Raw genomic sequence first — 21,383 nt, 5'->3', positions numbered from 1 at the left:
GCACCATAGTGAAACGGTAATTAATATTGAGCTTTGTCTTTTAGCCACTTTGAAAGCAACCATTTCTCACCTGAAAGTGTCGGCAAACCAGCATGTAAACTGTCAGAGATCAGGTTACCTTTATCATCAACATTATCAAATACGATAGCCTCACCAACCTTACCCTTATACTTCCAATCCAGCTTAGGAAAACACGTTTCCCCACCTGCAAAACCATCGTTTAGATAAACAAGAAAAGTTTTGATACGCTGCCCGCCACTCTCGAGGTGTGGCACATGAGCGGGATAATCCGGATTAAAAAAATCATAGTGATCCTGATATGTTTGACCTGGCGTATAGTGTAATGCCGAAAGAGGTTCTCCGTGTGCAACAGGGCCGCCAAGAAATGCTGCTATCTTCTTGTTAACGCTTTGAATAACAAGATCATTATCAAGCGGAAAGAAGCTCATTGCGGAATTTGTACGCGTGGTATCCAACACAGCGCCGCCTTCACCGTCATTCACATAAGCGCGCTGCAACAGCGGCGTTGCCTGTTTAATGATGTAAGAACATGTTCGGGCATCCAGAAATCCTTCCAGGGTTCTTATATGCGGCTCCTCAAAATGAGAAGTAGCATTGTTCACTTGAAGGCTAACAATTTCACCCAACCTGTTTCGAACATCCTGCCATGTCATCTTGCACGCTGGGTTAGTAAGTTCAGGTATAAAGTGTGTAACCTGCCCTATGGCTTTTGGGTCACCGTTTTGTGCCGCAACAACAAGCCAGTTATAGGCTTCGTTCCAATCTTCATCTGTTCCCAGTCCTGATGCATAAAGCGTTGCAAGCAGTGTTTGTGATGCAATTTCACCATTTTCTGCCGCCTTGCGAACATTCTGGAACCCACGTTTAACGTCGCGTGAAACCTGATGCCCCAACAAATAGTATACACCTAGTTGCGCAAGGGCATGCAAATCGCCACTCTTTGAGTTTTGCTCCATGTCATACAGATTATCCGGGGTATTGTTTGTCAATTTTTTCGCTCTGTTTAACCGTTGTTCAACATATCAATATACTTGAACTATACGCGATATGAATTTCAAATTCTGCTCAAAAAAAACGCCGGGCCGAAGCCCGACGTGCCATAGCGATTTAGTTTAAACCGTTGCTTTAGAAGCGTGTGCGAACACCGAACGTAAAGCGACGACCAAGTACATCATATGTACCCGCATCTGTGTTAAACTGGCCTGCAGCACCGCGACCAATAAGTGGTGGGTCGTTATCGAACAGGTTGTTAACAGTTGTGTAAAGCGTGAAGTTCTCACCCAACTTATAAGAGAATGTCAGGTCAACATAGTGCTCAGCACCGATCTCTGGAATGAACAGAGTCGGGATTGGGTCACCGTTGGCTTCAGCCAAATTGATACGCTCATCCGTCACACCGCCAACATAGCGATACAATAGTGACGTAGTAAGGTTATCCATTGTGTGCGTTAAGCGAGAAACAAAGCGCCATTCTGGATTTGCACGACCACAAGTACCACGTACACCGACAGTGCCATCACAGTTCACCGCATTAACAAATGGACTAGACCTTGTTGTTGCTTCGATGAGATATGAACCAGCAAGGAACCATGAGAAATCACCGTAGTTGTCAGTGTCGAAACCGTAATCTACACGGAAATCAACGCCCTTAGCAGTACGCTGCGCAATATTTTGACGGAACAATGGAACTTCTTCCAATTGGCCATCCGAACGTCGAGCTGTTAGAACCTGACAGAATTCGTTATTCAAGCTCAAGTCACTACGACAAGCATTAATGGTAGGTGACAATCCACCACCAAATAAAGCAATCGCGTTATCAACCTTGATGCTGTACAGATCGGCGGTAAACGACAGACCTGGCACCTGTGAAGGCTGGTAAACGAAGCCAACAGACCATGTATCTGAAGTTTCTTCGAACAGGTCAGGGTTACCACCATTCAACGTTTCAATCTGCGCATTTTCCTGCTGGAACGTTGCAATAGCAGATGCAGGTACACCCAGGGAGTTTACACAGAAGTCAGCTTCTGCCTGACTGCGGTTAGCTGTAGCATTACACAAATCTTGCGCACCAGGGAAAGCATTCGTTTGACCTTGGAACAGTTCAAGAATGTTAGGCGCACGTACTGCACGCTGATAAAGGCCGCGGAACTTAAGTTCGTCAAATGGACGCCACTCACCACCAAGCTTGTAACTCGTTACACCGCCTGCTGTTGAATAATCCGAGAAGCGAACACCGAGCTCAAGACCCAAATATTCAGCGCCTTCAACACCAGAGAGAATTGGAATAATTGATTCCGCATAAATCTCTTTAACGTCAAAGCTACCAGCAGTTGGTTGACCAGCATTAAAGCCATCAATATCGCCAGAAGCAAGGAATGTATCAGGCGTAAACGCTGCTGTTTCCTTGCGGTATTCGGCACCAAGGGCGATACCAACTTCACCAGCAGGAAGTTCAAATATATTACCTGCGATGTTACCACCAACTTGTTGCTGCTCAACCTGAGTAAGGTTGGTTGCGCCCGTAACAATGAAATCAACCATTTCTTGTGTCAGGTTGCCTTGGCCAAACGGGTTCAAGACAACACAACCACCTGATGGATCCAGACACTGTGTTGGGTTATTCGGGTCAACAAGAAGCCCTTGCTGGAACTTAGAGATAACAATGTTACCGTCTTGGCGCTGCGAGTTCTCGTTACGACCGTAGTTGTAGAACAACTCCCAAGCCATGCCGTTTTCAAGCTCGCCGTCAAATCCGCCTACAACCCGGAAAAGATTACGGCTGTCACGGCTTACGCGGCCGCCAGCTTCAAGCGTACGACGACGAACACCAGTTGTAACAATGTTATCACCATCCTGATCAATCTGAGCAAACACTGCACGCACGGCGTCTGTAATGAACGGGTTACGAAGATCAACCTGGAAACCGGTTTCCGAGAACGGTGTTGCTGCGAGTTCACGCTCAATTGTGTTGTTAGCAAAAGTAACTTCACCAAAGAAGCGAATGCCATCTGTTATCTGATAACTACCCATACCGCTGAACGTATAACGCTCAAGTGGCAACAGAAGGTTGTTAACTGGCGCAAAGTTGTACTCGTCTTGTGGGCGTACGACAGCGCGTGCCTGGCCATCGTCAGTCACCAAGAAGCCGTTTGAACCAATTGGGTTGCCGAACGAGTCAAGACCACCAATGCTAGGCAGTGCGTTGGAATTGAAACGACCCTGCGGAATTGTGGTACTGCCACCAGGTGCCAGACCTGCACCGCCAGCAAGCTCATTGAACTGCACAGCCGAATGATCGCGTGCACCAGCGAGTACCTGATCACGTTTCAAATAGTTGGCATTCAGTGTGATGTTGCCGCGACCGTCGCCTGTGTTGACACCCATAGTAATGTCAGCGCTTATACGTTCGCCGTCACCTTCCTGCGTGATGCCGTACTGTGTGTTGGTTGCCAAGCCTTCAAAATCACGACGTGTGATAAAGTTGACAACGCCAGCCATCGCGTCTGAACCATAAACAGCAGACGCGCCACCAGTCACAACTTCAACACGCTCTATCAGAGCCGCTGGAATGTTGTTCAAATCAACAACACCGTTTGTGGCTGCGCCAACAAAACGACGCCCATTAACCAGCACAAGTGTGCGCTGTGTGCCAAGGTTACGCAAATCAACGTTTGCTTGCCCGTTACCGGGGTTGTTTGTGCTTGCACCGTTACTGGAAACAACTTGTGGCAGTGTGTTCAGTAGCGCTTCAACTTCGGTAAAGGAGCCGAGGCGAAACTCTTCGCCTGTGATAACATTCACAGGGCTGTTGGCGACAAGGTCCTTACGCGGAATACGCGAACCCGTTACGACAACTTCTTCAAGATCAGCTTCTGTATCTGTGTCCTGAGCGGCAACAGAAGTTGCAGCCCCTGACATCATAATAGCGGAGACAACAGACAGGGCCGTCGTACTCCTTAAGTGTTCAATATAAGACATAGTTAATGTCCTCCCTAGAGATTTACGAAATGCATACAGCACAAGCCTGAATTTTAATTTTCAGGTCATTTTATTGTTATGAGAACGCATTAATGCAGAGGGTACGGAATCAGAATGGCCTGAGCATTTTCACATGCATCACACCTTAATTGACTCGTATTAGATTAAACCCCGCAGTTCACCCGTGTACTCGTTAAATAAAATACCGAATATCATCGGGTTTCGGGAAAGGTTAATATGGAATAGAAGTATTCATTATTTGCATAATGCTATAAATAGTTGTATTTTCCAACCAATAAACTTTTGTTCAGGTAGCGCAAAGTCGCAGTTTTGCTGCAATAAACAGTGAAAATTCATAAGTATTAATCTTACGTACTGTGGACAAACTATAAAGATAACTAACAAAAATAATGCAAAAAATAGAATAAACTGTCGATTTTCTAGGGGAAACACGTGGACATTAAGTGGATTGAGGATTTTTTACACCTTGTAGAAACAAAAAACTTCTCATTGGCGGCTGAAAAACGTTGTGTAACTCAGTCTGCTTACAGTCGTCGCATCCGCGCGCTTGAAAACTGGATTGGTGCCGAACTTTTTGATCGAAGTTCTATTCCAATAAAAATAACAGAACAGGGGCAAAAATTCCTGCCTTATGCTGAAAAAGTACTGGCCGACATAAATCAGATACAAGCAAAGTTTCGTCCACATTCCAACCCGATAAAGAATGAAATCAAAATAATAACGCAGCACTCACTCATGTTACATTTTCTACCTGATTTTTTCATGAGTTTTGACTTCAAAAACACTAAAATGAACGTCACATCTAATCTGAATAGCTTTGAATCTTACTTTGAAGACATCACAACAGGATCTTCAGATTTATTCATTTCCTATGAAGTACCTGACTTACATAAAAAGCTAATCGCAGTGCCACACATAAAAAGTATTGTTGTTGGCTCGGAGAATATGGTTCCTGTTGTTTCTTCTCAATTTAAAGATAAATTCAACTGGGAAACATCTGGCACAATCCCTCATCTAACGTTAAACAATCGCGCTTTTATAACGGCGATCGTCCGTGACAAACTCATGGAACACTATGAAAAACTGGATACCGTGTATGAAGCAAATCTATCCGAATCTCTGCTTCAAATGGCGAAACAAGGTAAAGGCGTGACCTGGTTACCGTACTGTGTATGTAAAAACGAATTAGACGCGGGAAACATTATGGTTTTAGAAGGCCCCAACCTAGTTGTTCCTTCTAATATTATCGCATATGTAAACTCGAAAAATGCAGACACAGTTACAAGAAAACTGTGGCAGCATATGCAACATCAAGTGCAGTAGTGGCTGGTATGTATATGCTAACCCATCAGTGAATGTAATGTTGATATACATCAAATCACTCGGTTAGAGACCCATATGGTAAACATCATAGATAGCTATGAATTAAAATATGTACGCTCGCTATTCTAGATCATAGTTTCGAAACCAAATTAGTGCCAAAACTTACTCCCACATCGTACCAAAATGATATGAAAGCTGATTAATACAGTCTTCATCTTCAGGGGCTACCAAACAAATCATTTGCCGATTGTGTTTATCTTGGGAGAACGAAGGAAACAAACCAATAATGACAGGTATGCTATCGCCGTAGTTGTCACTCAAACTACCTTTCAAGTAGCTTGGCCCCTTCTCTTCAAATGCATATAATAGCGCCAATTCCTGAACGCGTTTCGTGTGCATATCCAGCCAGGACCCAAAATCCTGACCTGTAAGATTGAAGCCTGCCATGCTCGTTACGCCAGACCCAACCAGCCTGTAACGATAACCGCCATACGCGCTATCAATAGCTTCAATAATGACTATCCATGGTAATAGCTGTGGTATACGCATTGGGTTAAAAGCTTTACGGTCAACTAACAAACCGTCTGACGATATTTCACGCCAGTATTTTCCAAATTGAATAACAGGATGAGCTTTTGAAATATTTACATCAGTAATTTTTGTCAGCTTATATCCAAGAACCAGCCTCGGCTTTCTTAATACTAATTTGGCATAATTCAAATTCGAATGTTCCCCCAAACCCATTCTTCAACTCCAGATTCATTTTTGTACTCAGTAGCGCGATCTTTAATCTCAAACCCATGTGACGATACATGATGTTATGCACTCATGCTGGAGCAGGTATCTGTGGGGGGCAAAAGTGTCAAATAACGCTTAAGTGAGTATTTTCAGGCGATAACAAACAAGAAAGATCAGGCTCCACTTTGGGGTTAGCCCATACGGTGTATGACATCTTGCCTACCTTTAACAAACGCAGGCGTATCATCAGCATTAGCGACTAGGTTAATTTCCCGCATTACCGCCGCATAATTTGTTGCATTAACCGCACTTGGAATTAGCTCAGACAAATTACACATTTCATCAGTGTGTTTTATCTTGTTGCTTTCAAATTGGGTCAACAACATGATGTCACTAATCATGGCCTCTAAATGCTTACCACTTGCGTGTATCAACCTGAGGTTTTCAGCCATATCGTTATTTGATGTGACTTGATCAAGAAGTAATTCTGAAAGGCCAATAATAGCGTTGAGCGGGGTGCGCAAATCATGGCTCATGTTTGATAGAAAAGCTGACTTGGCTTCGTCTGCGGTTTGAGCTTTGTCTCTAGCCTGCTTTAGCTCAATTTCAAGTTTGCGCGTTTCACGCACATAACGAATTGTTCTTTCAAGCCGGCTTTGATCAAAATCTGCTTTACACAAGTAATCATACGCCCCAGCCCTCATTGCTGCGACATCTGCTTCATGCTGATTATTGCCAGTGAGCATAATTACCGGTGTAGCGCTTCACGTCCGCCACATGCAACAAGCAAATCCACGCCAGAGTATGCTCCGATCGCGTAATCGACTAGCGCTATATCAAAAGTTTGATCACACAGGAGGCTTCGACTTTCCGCGTATGTTTGTGCCCATGTAATTTCAAATTTAAAATGAGGTATGCGCTTCAAAAGCGCCTGAATCCAATCCTTATCAAGTTTATCATCTTCAACTAGTAGAATTTGACATACAGATTCTTGCGGATAGTCCACTTTGGGCAAGCCGTTCATACCGCACTCCACAATCTTACTTTCATTTTAGATAATACTATAAGTTGCAAAATGCGAACTCAAAAGATGTAAACCAGAAACGATTATCTAAGTCATAGTAAAGCCTGGAAAATTAAGATTAGCGGCAATAGATTAAGTTTTAGTAAAATGCCCTATTAGCTATGCGCCCAACTGATAGATCAATTGGTATCATGCTGGACATTTCTCAATGAGACGATGGAGAAAAGCAAAAACTGACGGGCTAAAAGAACAGAAAAAGCAGAAAAGCACATGCATAGCTTCTAGCCTAAATGATTATCTAGAGAAGCTGAATTACAGTGCGCTGACAACAAAAGAAGCGGATGAATATCATGAAACCGTCCGCAAAATAACAACTCTTCCCTAACATATGAAGATTACGAACGCCTATGTTCGACACTATAAAGAGAAGAGGTTATACCCAAGGCTGGAATGCGTGGCGAAGAAGGTTGAGGTTCTGAGAACGAAGCCCTGAAAACTTTCCTCCCAAATGGTACGGTAATAGAGCTATATGGGAACCCAAGGTGGCAACACTATGAATACAAGGCGCTGCTGGAAGTTCTTGACCCCGACACGTTAATTTACGTCTCTTTTTCAGAAGAGTCAGTTGCCATTGAAATCAACTATCTTGCTTTATTTTATTACCAGCTTCCACCAAGAGCGAGATTAAGGTTAATCCATTCATCAAGGCGCGCACGCTCCGCTGAAACAAGATTACTTTCAGCAGTGAATACACGTTGTTGAATGTTCAAAACGTCAATCAAATCTGTTTCACCTTCATTGTAACGTATGCGTACAATATCAAGTGCGCGGTTCGCATGCTTGGCCGATTGGCGCAGCGCTTCCTCTCTGTCTCTTAAAACACGTGTTTGGTTTAAGCTTGTTTCAACTTCCTGAAACGCCGTTAAAACAGTTTGCGCATAGGCTGCGACTGCCTGCTTTTGCTCAGCTTTTGCCTGTGCAATTTGGGCATTGTTCAAACCACCATCAAACAGCGGTGCTGTAATACTTCCTGCTATATTCACGAGAATATTAACCGGATCAAATATGTCTTCAAACCGGCTAGCTAGAGCACCTGTATTTGCTGTGAGTGTAAGTCTCGGCAGGTTAGCCACCTTCACTTGATCAAGCGCATAGAAACTTGCAGCAACATTACGTTCTGTCGCAATGATATCGGGTCGTCGTTCCAGAAGTTCAGAAGGCAAACCTGTAGGTGGCATCTGAGGCACATCAGGTAGTGACGTGCGCGTTTCCAGATCACCGCTTGGGTATCGACCGATTAACACCTGCAATGCATTAATCGCATCACGGTATGAACCCCGCGCCGTAATAAGCGAGGCCTGTGTGGAGGAAACATCAGAAGCAGACAACGCCACGTCCTGCGCCATCGCAATGCCTTCGTCATACTGAACATTCACAATACGGTCAGTGTCGGAGAGTGTTTCCAGCGTTTTGCGTGCTACATCTGTTTGCAATGAGGCCTCAATAGCAATGAAATAGGCATTCGCAACAGCCGCTGCGATTGAATACTGCGTAAAGCGATAATCAGCCTCAACTGACTGTGCGCTAGCGACAGCTGCTTTTTGCCCTGCCCTGATCCGGCCCCATATATCTGCCTCCCAGCTTGCCTGTATGCCCCAATCAAATTGACTGGTATCCGGCACGGGGCCATCAAGAAAAGCTTGCCTGTTGCCGCCTAGGGAAACACCAACGTTCGGCCTTAATGCTACACCAGCCTGGCGTGCAAGTGTCCAGGAACGTTCTACATTTGCGGCTGCAACTTGCAGGTTACGATTGTTACTTTGCGCTTCTTTAACCAGGCCCGACAAGACAGGGTCATTCAACGCGTCAATCCAGCCAACCTGAACGTCACCAACTGTTGATTGCGCAGTTTGCCATTGCTCAGGAATGTCCGTGACACTTTGCACAAGGTCAGCTCTTATGGTTCCGTCTGCCGTTCCTGAATTCAGGTTTAACGACGCGCATCCGCTCAACGCCAACGATACGGCCACCAAGCCTATGGAATTGAATAACCTCATACCGCCACCTCGGTTTTTTTGATGCGGAAAAATAATGCGTACAGCACAGGTGTGATCAGGAGCGTAATTAGCGTTGCAAAACTCAAACCGAATGCCAGCACAACAGTCATCGACTTGAAAAACGCATCGAAATACAGCGGTATGATACCCAGCACTGTGGTAAAGGCCCCCATCATCACAGGGCGCAACCGGCTTGCTGCAGATTCAACAAGTGCATCAAAACGCGGCATGCCATCTGCAATCAAATTGTCTGTGTTATCGACAAGAACAAGCGAATTTTGAATTAGTAAGCCAGAGAGGGAAAGCAGTCCCAATAGCCCCATAAATTCGAGCGGTGTGCCAGTTATAATGAGCCCGAAAACCACGCCAATTAAGCCGAGTGGCACCACCGCCCAAATGATAATAGGTTGGCGAATGCGATTAAATAGTATGACAACGACAAGAACCATAGCAATGAAGCCTAGCGGTATTGATGTTGCCAGGTTGCTTTGCGCTTCAGACGAGCTTCCAAACTCTCCGTCCCACTTCATATTATATCCGGCAGGCAAGGCAATGCCTTCGATTTGAGGCTTCAATCGATTGAACAAATCATCTGCCAGCACACCAGAAGCAGGATCTGCTTGTGCTTTAATTGTTAAAACACGGTCTTCACGCAGAAGGCGTCCATCGCGCCACTTTACGTTCACGCCTTCAAGTAATTGACCCAACGGAACTGTTTTATTGGTTGTTGGACTGAGAACCTGGATAGACGCCATGCTCCAAGGCCGCGCCCGCTCTACTTCCGGCGCTCTAAAAATAATCGGGATCAAGTCATCGCCTTCGCGAAACACACCGCGCTGCTGACCTGAAAAGTTGGATTGCAGCGCATCAGAAAATTCCTTGCGAGTAATACCAACACGCTCACCTTTACTCTGGGAATATATGGGTTCAATGTAACTGACGGCCCGACGCCAATCATCTTTAATCAATACTGCATCACTATCAGCAGCCATAATTGCTTTGGCTTCATTCGCGAGGCTGCGCAGTACCTTTGCCTCAGGTCCATAGAAAACAGCTTCAATTTTTGAACCACCGCCTGGACCCAGCCTGAATTTCCATGCCTTACCCAGACCGCTTGGAAAGTTATCGTCCATATAGACTTGTAGCTGCGGAATGATTACATCGCCTTTACGATAGTCATCTATCTTTATCAAAAGCTGTCCGTCAGCAGAGTTGTTTGAGCCTGCATCATACGTCAGCATATAGCGCAAGGTTTTACCACCAATTAGAGTCTGAACATGCTTGACCCCGTCAATTCCCTGGACGTACTTTTCAAGGCGGAGCATATCTTGTGTGGTCTGAGAAATATCAGTGCCTTCTGGCAATTGATAATCAACGACAATTTGCGGCGAAGTTGAAGCTGGGAAAAACCCGCCCTTTACAAATTGAAAACCCCACATAGAGAAGGCGAAAATACCAACAACTATGGCTAGCGATACAAGTTTTTGTTTGAGAGCACTCCGAATTACACCTTCGTAAAGGCTAATAAAACGCCCTTTTGGCGCTGACTTCGAGCTTGGCTGAGCTGTTTTAAGTTCAGGAAACAACCAATAACAGAATAAAGGCGTGATAGTGAATGCAAAGAACCAGCTGAGCGCAAGCGCAATACCAACTACCCAGAAAAGAGAATTAGTAAACTCGGCAGTATCACCTGGTGCAAACCCGATCGGTGCAAAAGCGATAATGCCGACAAGCGTGCCACCGACCAAAGGTTTCATGTTGCTTTTGGCAACCTCTATTGCAACATCAAGCTTCTTACGGCCTTCTTGTACACCAACAAGAATACCATCCGTTACAACCACGCCGTTATCAACCAGCATACCGAGAGACACAACCAAGGCTCCAAGTGAAATGCGGTGCATGGGAATACCACCAAGCCACATAATCAGAAGTGTGGCTGCCATTGTGATCAGCACTGTCGCCCCCATAACGATGCCGGAGCGAAACCCCATGAAAATCAACAATGTTACAAATACGATAACCAACGACATAACGACATTTGCAGCAAAGTCTTTAATGGCAACATCAACAACCTTGCCTTGATGGTAATATTCGTGAAGCTCCATACCAATAGGGCGCAGGTTAGCTACTTCTTCAAGCTTCGCATCGATGTCTTTTCCCATTTGCACAACATTGACGCCTGATACATTTGATATGCCAATGCCTAGTGCAAGTTCGCCGTCATAACGTATAACTTTTTCAACAGGGTCTTTGTAGCCACGAGTGATGGTTGCAACATCCTTCATGCGCATGACACTACCACTGGTAGGATCATTGATAATCAGGTTGCGAAGAGACACAAGCGTAGAAAGACCGCCTGTTGGCTGTATAACCAGTCTTTCACTGCCTATATGGAGATTACCTGCACTTGATATGGTATTTTGCTGCGCAAGGGCATTATAGACATTGTTAAGAGACACACCAAGAGCAGCGGCTTTCTCTCTTGAAATCTCTACATAGATAACTTCGGCTTGCTCGCCTGTGATAGCAACCTTACCAACCCCTTTAACTTGCAGAATATCGCGGCGAAGCTCTTTGGCATAAGCCAAAAGTTCTGGGGGTGTAAAACCTTCTCCGGTGAGAAGGTAGTACACACCGTAAACGTCACCAAAATCATCACTCACGATAGTTGGTCCTGCGCCAGGCGGCAGATTGTTCTGTATGTCGTTTATTTTGTTGCGTAACTTGGTCCATACAATTTGGAGATCACCCTTGGACGGTGACGCCTCAAATTTAATTTCAACCGAGATGTCCGACATCCCAGGCGAAGATTCAGACGTGACGGTTTTAACTTCAGCCAGTTCCTGAATAGCGGTTTCAACAACTTCGGTTACTTCGGTCATTACTTCTTCAGGACTAGCCCCAGGGTATTGGGTGATAACTTTCGCGATGCGAATTGTAAATTCAGGGTCTTCAAACCGCGGCATATTTTCATAAGCGAGCCAACCGCCAATCAATGAAATGATTATGCCAATACTACAAATGAGCGGATTTTTTATTGAAAATTCTGCAAGGGTCATGTGTCTTCACCTAGTTCGCTTGCCAAGCACGAACTTTCATGCCGCTGTGTAAAAACGAACCGCCCGCTGCGACAATGAGATCATCTTTATTCAACCCACTAGTAACGATAACTTCTTTTTCTGACATACCTGTGCCTGTTACAATCAAGGCCTTAGATATCTCCATTGTTGCCTTATCAACCCGCCAAACAAAAAGCGTATCTCCTTCAGCAACCACGGCGGCAACAGGCACCGCAATGCCTGAAGGCACAATGTCTGAAGATCCATTAAACTGAAAATCTGTGCTCACTGTGGCTGTCATACCCGGTAAAACAATAATATTGTCAGGTGCAGAGAACTTAAAACTAATCTGGTATGTCTGCGTTGCAGGGTCAGCTTGACCTGATGCCTCTTTAAAGACCGCGGAAATAGAAACATTAGGCGCAGCGTCAAGCATAACAGCCGTATTCTCCGGTTCAAACTGAGGAGAGCGCGCAACAATATCCGCTGGCGCATTCACTAGGGCAACAACCTCATTGCTTTGAAGGTTCGCAATCACTTCTTTCGCTTGAATATTTTGAAACCGTTCTACAAAGATCTTTGAAATAAATCCTGAAAACGGCGCTCTTAAAACTGTATCTGTCGCTGCTTTCCTCGCAGTGTCCAAAACAGCCTGCGCAACATCACGGTTGGTTTTGCGTGTTTCCAGAACACTCCGCGATATTGCATCCTGCTCTACTAAGCGTTTAGCGCGCTGGTACTCAGTTTCGGCGTTATCATATTGCGCTTGTGCCTGCACAAGTGAATTTTGATAATCCCGCTCTTCAACGCGAGCAATGACCTGCCCCTCCTCAACTGGATCACCTTCAAGAACACTAAGCTCTATAATCTGACCGTTGACCTGAAAAGTAAGCTCCGAAGAATTTTCAGCTTCGATGATTGCCGGGAAACTTATAGACCGTGATGTGCTGGCATCACTAACTGTAACAAGCTTAGCTGGCCTAACCTTTGGCGTGTCAGACACCTCATCTTCCGAAGAAGAACAAGCCGCCAGAATAAGTGCCGACGTGAAAAGAATGCAAATCTTGGATTTCATGTTATTTGTCCTGAGCAGTTTCATATGATGACCGGGAAAGCGCGGCAAAGTCTGTGGCGCGACCTGCTGGCATACCCATCGCAGTAAACAGGCACTCCAGATAAATGGAAGCTTGGGGCAACGTTATCTTTTCTTCAAGCAATGATCGTAAAACCCTATCCAATGTCCCATTCGCAAAGTCGAGCGCTATAGTATCATTATTCAAAGTGATAAGCCCGTGAGACCGACAGGCATGAATATCTTCCAGAAGTTTCGATTTAAAAATATCTTCAAACTTTCCGGGATGTTCAGTACCTGCTGCAAATAGAAATATCTTCGCCATTACAGGATCAGTTTTAGTAAGCTGACACACCCAGGCAAATACGATAGCCATTCTTTCTGGGCCTGCTTGAACACCTTTTGCCTGACCCACAAGCTTTGTCTCTATACTATCGCGAAACCTCTCGAGCACTGAGATAATCAAGTCATCCATATCGTTGAAATAATTGTAAAATGTCCCACGAGAAACACCGGCAGACTTGCAAATATCATCCGTCGTTATCGTAGAAACCGTGTTTTCGGCGAAGCATTCCATTGCCGAATCAATCAAAAGATCGAGCGTGCGCGCTCGCCTTTTTTCACCAATTTCCGCACGTTTTTTCAAATCAATATTAGCCATGAATTGACAAGTATGTCAAAATGACAAAACTGTCAATTTAATAATTATATTGCACACTTGGCTGGCCAAAGCTTCGATATTGTTGAGATACTCAGTAAAAGCGACAACAAAATAATTAAAGATATCGCTTATATAACTTCATGATAAAATAATGTACAAACAAGACTCATAAAATAAGCGGCAACTTGCCGCTTATTTATACAGTATCTATGTCATTTATAATCGCGGTGTTCGTTTATCGATAAGGCCAAACACTAGCGAAATCACGAGCAGAGCAACAAAGATAAAGAATAGTAACTGCGCAATATCAGCAGTTGCTGCCGCAATACCACCAAAACCAAAAAGCCCAGCAATAATAGCAACAATAAAGAACATAAGAGCGGCGCGTAACATAGATATCTCCTCTTGGATAATTCAACCATCATTTGGCATAAGAGGAAGAGTATTGAGCGCCGCATCAGAAGTCGATTTGACTGGCAGTGATAGTTATAAAATCAACATAAATATTCGCATACTCACCACTTAAATTAAGTCAAACAGCAACTTTCTCACTTATTCATCCATAACTTCCATACGGTATCCAATGCCTGGTTCCGTCATTATGTAGTCAGGGCTTGATGGGCCCAATTCAAACTTTTCACGTACCTGACTAACATAAACCCTTAAATACTGCATATCATCGCCGTGGGCCGGGCCTCAAACCTCACTCTATTTGAGTGAGATTATCATTGGAGTTTCGATCAATCAATTTATTGTATGGGTCTAAACCAGCAAAAACCGGCTTAGTTTCAACAATAATTTCAATCGTTTTAGTCTCAGGCGTTATGTGATGCTTTTGAAGATAGATAACATTGTTATCATTAAATTCAGCTTCACTTGGATTAACAGTAAACAGACCAACATCTATAAAGTTATTAATTTCCAAGGCTGTTTCAACACCTTCCGCATCTGCTTCAAACTTTGCAGCATCAAGAGTTAACGTTACCTGGAATTTTCCATCGGGCAGTTCAACAACATTCGCCTGTTCAGTTTTCACATCAAACAATGTTATTCTCTCGAATAGATCAGTGATTAGTGTGTCATGTTCAGAGCCAGCTTCTTCACGAATGATACGAATGAGATCAAGCGTAGTAGGATACGGTGTCCGAAAAGCTGTTTCTTTAATAAGGCGCGACAACGCCCTATTGACGGTATCCTTTCCGATGTAATCCGCCAAAGCATACATAACAACTGAGCCTTTATTATAGTGAATGTATTGCTGGTTTTCCACGCGGTACAACGGTAATTCACCTTCAGGGTCATTGGATCGCCCGCGCAGATAGTTTTCAAGTTCGTACTTCAAAAACTTACGCATCTTATGAGCCCCGTATTTCTCTTCCATCACCATCAATGCACTGTATTCCGCAAGCGTTTCTACAAGCACTGTTCCACCTTGCGTATTGGCAGACATAACCTGATGGCCCCACCATTGGTGTGCAACCTCATGTGCGGTAACGTAATACGGTAGATCAATCTCATCATCATCTGAGATATCCGCAATGAATCCTAAGCCTTCAGAATACGGAATTGTATTAGGAAATGATTGTGCAAAACCACGGTACGCAGGGAATTCCAATATACGCACCTGACGGTGTTGATAAGGACTAAACGCTTTCGTAAAGTAATTTATACTGTCTTTCACGCTTTCTATCATTCTTGCCACATTATATGTGTGTGGTGCATGATGATAAACCTCAATGGATACACCATTCCACTCTTCACTCACCACCTCATAGTCTGCAGAGAGATAAGAATAGAAATTCAGGATTGGGGCATCCATTGCATAGTGAAAGTAATGTCGGCCATTTTCTTGCCATTCTCGCGTTAAGTACCCCGGTGCAATTGCCGTTTGCCCATCGACTGTTGAGACTGTTGTTTCGAATGTAATGAAATCAGCGTCTTGGCGTATATAATTCTCGTCGTATTTACTGGCATCTTCAAGTTTTGCAACTCTTGGCAACGGCTCGAGATCATACTGTCGGCGTGTATTTCTATCTTGCAACATAAGGCCTGCGAAGAAACCTATATGAGGTGCAATTTCACGGTTATTCAGAAAAGTACCGTTCCGCACAAGAGTAACACTGTTGTTTCCACCATGACGAAATCCCTTGTTTTCAATTAATGTCTCAAAGGATAGGTCTCGCTGTTCGCCGCTGGTCATTGGCTCATCCAGCTCAAATATATAGTAGTTAAAATCAGCGTCTAAGCTTTTCAGTTGCGCACCTTCAAGAATGACCGATGGCTGAGATGTATTTGCCGGAAACAATATGTGCACTTCGTTAATTGGCGCTTTTGTTTTGTTTTCCAGAACATGTGTACCGCGAGTGTGTACACGCTGCTGAAACGGGAACAAGTCAACATTCATTTTCACATCGACTGTGCGCGGCTGCGGAAGATTTTCATATTGACGGAAACGCTCTTCGTAAAGCACCGCTATGCGCTCTGCTTCATCAACCGTCACATACTCGTTCAGAATATTGATATTATAATAGATATAACCACCCAGAGACACAAAACCCGCAAAGCAAATAGCTGTCACTGTAGCTGCCACAGGCTTCTTGAAAGCAACTAATGCTCTCAGTCTATAGGATAAAGGCTGCAATGTTCCCCTATTCCAAAGCATATAGCTTATCATCAACAACAATACAGCGAAGAAAGACCAATAGAGCTGAAACCAGAAATCTGATTCAACAAAACGATCATTACTGTTGAGGTCAGAAAGCGGTGTATCAACGCCACCACCATACTGATATAACGGATGCTCAAAGCCAAGCTGGTTCAGCGCTATTGAACTAATCAGATAAACAACCATTACCATCATGCCAACAAACCGGTTTTTACAAACCACTTGCAAAAACACAGCAAGGACAGCGACCCGAATAAAGGGATACAACGCTAACACAAACCCACGATTGAAATAGAGTCCTCCTTCAATCGCTGCCATGCCATTCGTCACCTGAATAACAACAGCACTCGCAATACCCATCATTGTGATAATCGTGAGGATAACAGCGAGCGATATAAGTTTACTGGTAACAAACACGATATTGGGCACAGGCGCAGCATCGATAATCTCATGAATACCAGATGTACGTTCACGCCAGATAATGTCACTGCTGTAGAAGATAACCACAACAAGGAAGGCAAGAGAAAGGCCGTCAAGCGCCTCAATCATCAACCGTGTTACCGGTAATGCTTGTACACCATACCCGATATCCGTATTGAGAAGAGCCAGCACGACTAGAAACAAGTTAAATCCAACGATAATGCTGAAAGGCACACTCTTAAGAACGGCAAACACTTCAAAGCGTGTGCGCATCAAAAACTGTTGGAAATAACCGCCATAGCTCCAATCAGGCACCACACGCGGCGCCTTCAAAACGACAGGCACTTCGTTCTTTTTCTTACTGTCCTTTTCCTTCGGCAGGCGCGCCGCCACGCGAAATGAAAACAGCTTGTAAGACAAACCAATAAGAACAAGTGAGATACCACTCCAGAGCAACCGGTTGTATAATGTGAGCCCCTCATAACCAAGCAGCAATGTATTGCGTTCAACTGCTGTCCAGTAACGCGTCACTTCCCTTAAATTCCGTAACATAAACGGGTCAACAACGGCCATGATCTCACTATACTGTGGGTCGTTGAAAAGACGAACGCCAACAAAGTAACCGATCAGCAACGCCATTGTTGCAAGGTACGTATACATGATACTGCGTGTCATCACTGCAACCGCGAAGATAATAGTACTTAACGCAAGCAAGCTGGGAGCAATCAGCGCGACATAGGTGTAGGCATAATGATATAGATTTGTTGGACCTAATGTTTCCGGGTCAATGGTCCACCAAAACGTACCAACAAACATACCAAGTGGTGTCGCTGACATCGCAACAAAAAGAGCTGCAAAGGCACCAAAAAACCTTCCAAACAAGTAAGCTGGTTTTGTAATAGGAGTTGAATAAATGATGCCATCCATCTTGTGGTCAACATCTTTCAAAATAGTGTTAGCCATGTAAGCTGGTATTACAAAAATACCAAAGACACTCATGATCATCAACGTTTGCACAATCGCAAACGGAGAGTTAACGTTCACGTTTCCTCCGCCACCAATCTGCACATTGGTGCTGATCATGGCAAAGAACGGCAACAGGAAAAAGATAGCAAACGCAACAAAGGTTTGCGGCGACTTAAGCATATAGCGAAATTCATTTCGCGCTATTGAGAATAACATGTCTAATTTCCTTATTTGACGCTATGCAGCTTGTTGAGCGGCGTTTTTACGGCTTGTGTAAAGCGTCGAGAAATAGACATCTTCAAGATCAGGTGTTGCAGCAACAAAACCATCTTGTGGTGCTGAATCTGAAAATACATGAATAAGTGTTTGGCCTGCGGAAAGTCTTGATGAAATCACAGCATGACTAGCTTTATATGTATCAAGTTCTTCTTTTTTTACGGCCTTGCGCCATATCTTACCTTCAAGGGCTGCGATCAAATCTGATGGCTCACCGCCGGCAACAATCCTGCCATCCGCAATCACCACCATATTGGGGCAAAGGTCCGCAACATCTTCCACGATATGCGTAGATAATATTACCACAACGCTTTCGCCAATTTCTGCGAGCAAATTATGGAAGCGATTACGTTCTTCCGGATCAAGACCTGCAGTAGGCTCATCAACGATTATCAGTTTAGGGTCACCGATAAGAGCTTGTGCAATGCCAAACCGTTGACGCATACCACCTGAATATGTAGACAGCTTTTTCTTGCGAACTTCAAAAAGGTTAGTTTGGTTCAATAACCCTTCAACCACCGCTTTGCGCTCACTCCGATTTGTGATGCCTTTCAGCACCGCCATATGGTCTAGCATTTCATATGCTGAAACACGCGGGTAAACACCAAAATCCTGCGGCAGGTAACCCAATTGCCTGCGCAGTGCATCAGGCTCTTTTAATACATCAATCCCGCCAAAAGTGACGGTACCCGAAGTTGGTTGCTGCAATGTCGCAAGCGTGCGCATCAAGCTTGATTTTCCTGCGCCATTGGGGCCTAAAAGGCCAAACATGCCTTTGGGAATTTCCAGATCAATGTTTTTGAGTGCCTGAACACCGTTTGGATAAGTGTGGTTCAAGCCTTTGATATGTAACATTTTAGTGTCCTCGCTCTATTATTTTTGTTGTTGGTTTTATTACTGAATATACCAACCAAGGCCATAATTTATAGAACGATTGTGCAGATTAGAGCGTAACGGTGCGTAGCCAAGACTTCGGAGGTAATCCATACGCCTTTTTAAACTGCCGCCCAAAATGACTTTGATCGGCAAATCCACAAAGTGTCGCAACATCCACGATTGATGAACCATCAAGCAACAAAGTTCTCGCTTTATCTAATCGGCGTAAAATCAAATACCGGTATGGGCTAGTCCCCAAAAGAGCGCGAAAATCTCGTGATAATTGCCAACGGTCATAATCGGCTACCTGCTCAAGATTATCTAGAGAGAGATTTTCATCCAGGTTATCATCAATACATTCTTGAGCAAGCTTGACTGCATCATAGTTCACATTGCCAGGCACAGTACTTCGGCTTGAAATAGCATCAAGCGTGACAGCTAAATCATACAAAGCATCTTGATATTGGAAAGTGCTTAGTGCCTGGTCATAATCTTCAAGTAACGGACTTAATGCATTGCTTAGTCTAATGTCAGTAGACACACCGCCTGCAATGAAAGGTAACGGTTTGCCGCCAAGAACATCTTGAATATCAGAAGGTTTGATATAAACGGTCTTATACCGAAACCCTTCATCGGTACCCGCACGCCCATCGTGCAGCTCGTCAGGATGCAACACCACCATCTGACCCGATATAGAATGCCTGGTTTCACCGCAATAGTCGAAAGATTGGACACCGCTGAGTGTTAGGCCTATTGCATAAGTATCGTGACGGTGAGGCGCATAGGCTCTCCCCTGAAGCATGGCTTCAATACGATCAAGGTTGCCTGCACCCTTTATGATGCAATTTTCTTTGGCTCTCAATGTGCTACGAATATTCATGCTTATCATTCGATATGCCTATGCGTGAACCCTGTCAATTGATGAAACTTGATTTAAAAATTAACCGTTGCAGTGTCATGCGTCCTTGTGTTGTCTTCGTTCCGCCTTTAGCAAGCGGCAAGTTTCAATAGAGACAAGACTTTCAGGTTATAGTTCTGACTAATGGGTGTATAAATTATTGAAAAATAGTGTTATAGAAACTGTGATGAAATTTATTCTACTATGACTCGTTTTAAAGCTTGTCAGTGGCCATTATCAGTTTTGAGCCTTCCCGAGTTGTATTTTCTCAGTAAGGCAATTTCTATAGATTTTGCTCATTCAATCTTTTGCTAAATGACCACCTGCCCTGCATCAAACAGTGCTTGCAGTTCGGTTTGGTTGATGCCTTCGAGGGTCAGTGTACCATGGGTACCGATGGTGAGCGTGGCACCGCTCGCATCAAACGTGGCTGAGGATAGCAGGTCAGCCAGCACAAGGCCTTCGATCTCGGAGAAGTCGAGCGTGTCACTGTCACCGTCCGCTGTGCCAAAGTCAGTGATCGTGTCATTGCCAAAGCCTGTGATGAAAGCGAACGTGTCATTACCGTCACCACCAGTGATATTGTCATCACCGGCACCGCCGAAGATCAGATCATTGTCATCACCGCCGTCAACTGTGTCATCGCCCGCGCCGCCAAACAGGGTGTCATTACCAGCACCACCGTTAACCATATCATTGTCTGATGCGCCAAATGCCTGATCATCGCCGCCGCCACCAAAAAGTGTGTCTTCACCAGGGCCACGACCACCATAGATAATGTCACTACCCATACCGCCAGTGACACTGTCATCTCCGTTGCCGCCACCAAGCGTATCGCCACCATCATCACCAATGATGCTGTCATTACCAGCACCAGCATAGATGGTGTTACGGCCGCCGTTTCCGTTCACTGCCATATTTGTTGTCGTATCGAACGAACCACCAATGATGACATCATCACCATCACCACCAAACAGGCTGTCATTACCTGATGCATCTGTGCCATTACCGTCAATGTCACCACCAACGATAAAGTCATTACCGGCACCGCCGCCAACAACATCATTACCGCGGTTACCTTCAACCGTATCATTGCCTTCGTCGTCAGGACCAGCAAACACACGGTCATCACCCGAACCACCAGATATACTGTCATCACCCGCATCACCGCGCAGGAAGTCGGCGTTACTGCCACCATCAATGGTGTCGTTACCCGCGCCTCCAAGCACCGTGTCATCACCCTGATCACCACGCAGAGCATCATTGCCTGCGCCGCCGTCAACACTGTCTGTGCCAATGCCGCCAGACACCGTATCATCACCACCACC

16 protein-coding genes are annotated in these 21,383 nt (G+C 44.8%); 1 reads left to right on the top strand and 15 read right to left on the bottom strand.

The genetic code is table 11. The features are described from left to right. Positions 1-20: 20 nt before the first annotated feature. Both OEU88_RS13185 and OEU88_RS13180 read right to left on the bottom strand, forming a co-directional pair. Positions 21-1,010 carry a 2OG-Fe(II) oxygenase gene (locus tag OEU88_RS13185; RefSeq protein WP_262695664.1) on the bottom strand — a complete coding sequence of 330 codons (990 nt, stop codon included), beginning with the start codon at positions 1,008-1,010 and terminating at the stop codon, positions 21-23. Between the two features lie 136 nt (positions 1,011-1,146). Next, entirely contained in the window at positions 1,147-3,999 is a 2,853-nt protein-coding gene (locus OEU88_RS13180; protein WP_262695663.1) for a TonB-dependent receptor plug domain-containing protein, read from the bottom strand. A 453-nt stretch (positions 4,000-4,452) separates the two neighbouring features. Here OEU88_RS13180 and OEU88_RS13175 point away from each other — a divergent pair, with 453 nt between their 5' ends. Further along, on the top strand, positions 4,453-5,343 hold the full coding sequence (locus tag OEU88_RS13175) for a LysR family transcriptional regulator (RefSeq protein ID WP_262695662.1): 891 nt from the start codon (positions 4,453-4,455) through the stop codon (positions 5,341-5,343). A gap of 162 nt (positions 5,344-5,505) precedes the next feature. On the opposite strand, the gene OEU88_RS13170 is transcribed toward OEU88_RS13175, so the two are convergent. The 13 genes from OEU88_RS13170 to OEU88_RS13110 form a co-directional block, all read right to left on the bottom strand. Beyond that, positions 5,506-6,087, bottom strand: a complete 582-nt coding sequence (locus tag OEU88_RS13170) for a PAS domain-containing protein (protein WP_262695661.1) — start codon at positions 6,085-6,087, stop codon at positions 5,506-5,508. A 185-nt stretch (positions 6,088-6,272) separates the two neighbouring features. Beyond that, the gene (locus OEU88_RS13165; RefSeq protein ID WP_262695660.1) at positions 6,273-6,827 is read right to left on the bottom strand and encodes a sensor histidine kinase; all 555 of its coding nucleotides are present in this window, start codon (positions 6,825-6,827) and stop codon (positions 6,273-6,275) included. A 2-nt stretch (positions 6,828-6,829) separates the two neighbouring features. Beyond that, the gene (locus tag OEU88_RS13160) at positions 6,830-7,105 is read right to left on the bottom strand and encodes a response regulator (RefSeq protein WP_262695659.1); all 276 of its coding nucleotides are present in this window, start codon (positions 7,103-7,105) and stop codon (positions 6,830-6,832) included. Positions 7,106-7,764: 659 nt separating this feature from the next. Next, the gene (locus OEU88_RS13155) at positions 7,765-9,162 is read right to left on the bottom strand and encodes an efflux transporter outer membrane subunit (protein WP_262695658.1); all 1,398 of its coding nucleotides are present in this window, start codon (positions 9,160-9,162) and stop codon (positions 7,765-7,767) included. After that, positions 9,159-12,221 carry an efflux RND transporter permease subunit gene (locus OEU88_RS13150; RefSeq protein ID WP_262695657.1) on the bottom strand — a complete coding sequence of 1,021 codons (3,063 nt, stop codon included), beginning with the start codon at positions 12,219-12,221 and terminating at the stop codon, positions 9,159-9,161. Before OEU88_RS13150 ends, OEU88_RS13155 begins: the two co-directional genes overlap by 4 nt. Positions 12,222-12,231: 10 nt before the next feature. Continuing rightward, positions 12,232-13,296 carry an efflux RND transporter periplasmic adaptor subunit gene (locus tag OEU88_RS13145; RefSeq protein ID WP_262695656.1) on the bottom strand — a complete coding sequence of 355 codons (1,065 nt, stop codon included), beginning with the start codon at positions 13,294-13,296 and terminating at the stop codon, positions 12,232-12,234. 1 nt (position 13,297) lies between these two features. Next, a complete protein-coding gene (locus OEU88_RS13140) occupies positions 13,298-13,954 on the bottom strand; it encodes a TetR/AcrR family transcriptional regulator (protein ID WP_262695655.1) in 657 nt (218 codons plus the stop codon). A gap of 216 nt (positions 13,955-14,170) precedes the next feature. Next, complete coding sequence (locus tag OEU88_RS13135) at positions 14,171-14,347, bottom strand: DUF1328 domain-containing protein (RefSeq protein ID WP_262695654.1); 177 nt, start codon at positions 14,345-14,347, stop codon at positions 14,171-14,173. 159 nt (positions 14,348-14,506) lie between these two features. Then, positions 14,507-14,629 (bottom strand): winged helix-turn-helix domain-containing protein, encoded by a 123-nt coding sequence (locus tag OEU88_RS13130; protein WP_262695653.1) that lies wholly within the window; start codon positions 14,627-14,629, stop codon positions 14,507-14,509. Between the two features lie 28 nt (positions 14,630-14,657). Next, positions 14,658-18,221: an ABC transporter permease/M1 family aminopeptidase gene (locus OEU88_RS13125; protein ID WP_262695652.1), complete on the bottom strand. Its 3,564-nt coding sequence runs from the start codon at positions 18,219-18,221 to the stop codon at positions 14,658-14,660. A gap of 21 nt (positions 18,222-18,242) precedes the next feature. Further along, positions 18,243-19,136, bottom strand: coding sequence for an ABC transporter ATP-binding protein (locus OEU88_RS13120; protein WP_262695651.1), 894 nt, complete (start codon positions 19,134-19,136; stop codon positions 18,243-18,245). 88 nt (positions 19,137-19,224) lie between these two features. Beyond that, the gene (locus OEU88_RS13115) at positions 19,225-20,037 is read right to left on the bottom strand and encodes an AraC family transcriptional regulator (protein WP_394805270.1); all 813 of its coding nucleotides are present in this window, start codon (positions 20,035-20,037) and stop codon (positions 19,225-19,227) included. Between the two features lie 329 nt (positions 20,038-20,366). After that, on the bottom strand, positions 20,367-21,383 hold a 1,017-nt coding region (locus OEU88_RS13110), incomplete at its 5' end, for a calcium-binding protein (RefSeq protein WP_317279140.1).

Origin of the sequence: Kordiimonas aquimaris (genome assembly GCF_025574485.1) — a bacterium.
Taxonomy (GTDB): Bacteria; Pseudomonadota; Alphaproteobacteria; order Sphingomonadales; family Kordiimonadaceae; genus Kordiimonas; species Kordiimonas aquimaris.
Note: the sequence above shows the minus strand (reverse complement) of the source record. Positions and strands in the feature narration are given on the sequence as shown.

Bases quoted from the DNA above. Each gene is read 5' to 3' on its own strand.
- OEU88_RS13180 (WP_262695663.1), bottom strand. From the start codon at position 3,999: ATGTCTTATATTGAACACTTAAGGAGTACGACGGCCCTGTCTGTTGTC.
- OEU88_RS13170 (WP_262695661.1), bottom strand. From the start codon at position 6,087: ATGGGTTTGGGGGAACATTCGAATTTGAATTATGCCAAATTAGTATTA.
- OEU88_RS13165 (WP_262695660.1), bottom strand. From the start codon at position 6,827: ATGCTCACTGGCAATAATCAGCATGAAGCAGATGTCGCAGCAATGAGG.
- OEU88_RS13160 (WP_262695659.1), bottom strand. From the start codon at position 7,105: ATGAACGGCTTGCCCAAAGTGGACTATCCGCAAGAATCTGTATGTCAA.
- OEU88_RS13155 (WP_262695658.1), bottom strand. From the start codon at position 9,162: ATGAGGTTATTCAATTCCATAGGCTTGGTGGCCGTATCGTTGGCGTTG.
- OEU88_RS13150 (WP_262695657.1), bottom strand. From the start codon at position 12,221: ATGACCCTTGCAGAATTTTCAATAAAAAATCCGCTCATTTGTAGTATT.
- OEU88_RS13145 (WP_262695656.1), bottom strand. From the start codon at position 13,296: ATGAAATCCAAGATTTGCATTCTTTTCACGTCGGCACTTATTCTGGCG.
- OEU88_RS13140 (WP_262695655.1), bottom strand. From the start codon at position 13,954: ATGGCTAATATTGATTTGAAAAAACGTGCGGAAATTGGTGAAAAAAGG.
- OEU88_RS13135 (WP_262695654.1), bottom strand. From the start codon at position 14,347: ATGTTACGCGCCGCTCTTATGTTCTTTATTGTTGCTATTATTGCTGGG.
- OEU88_RS13130 (WP_262695653.1), bottom strand. From the start codon at position 14,629: ATGCAGTATTTAAGGGTTTATGTTAGTCAGGTACGTGAAAAGTTTGAA.
- OEU88_RS13125 (WP_262695652.1), bottom strand. From the start codon at position 18,221: ATGTTATTCTCAATAGCGCGAAATGAATTTCGCTATATGCTTAAGTCG.
- OEU88_RS13120 (WP_262695651.1), bottom strand. From the start codon at position 19,136: ATGTTACATATCAAAGGCTTGAACCACACTTATCCAAACGGTGTTCAG.
- OEU88_RS13115 (WP_394805270.1), bottom strand. From the start codon at position 20,037: ATGAATATTCGTAGCACATTGAGAGCCAAAGAAAATTGCATCATAAAG.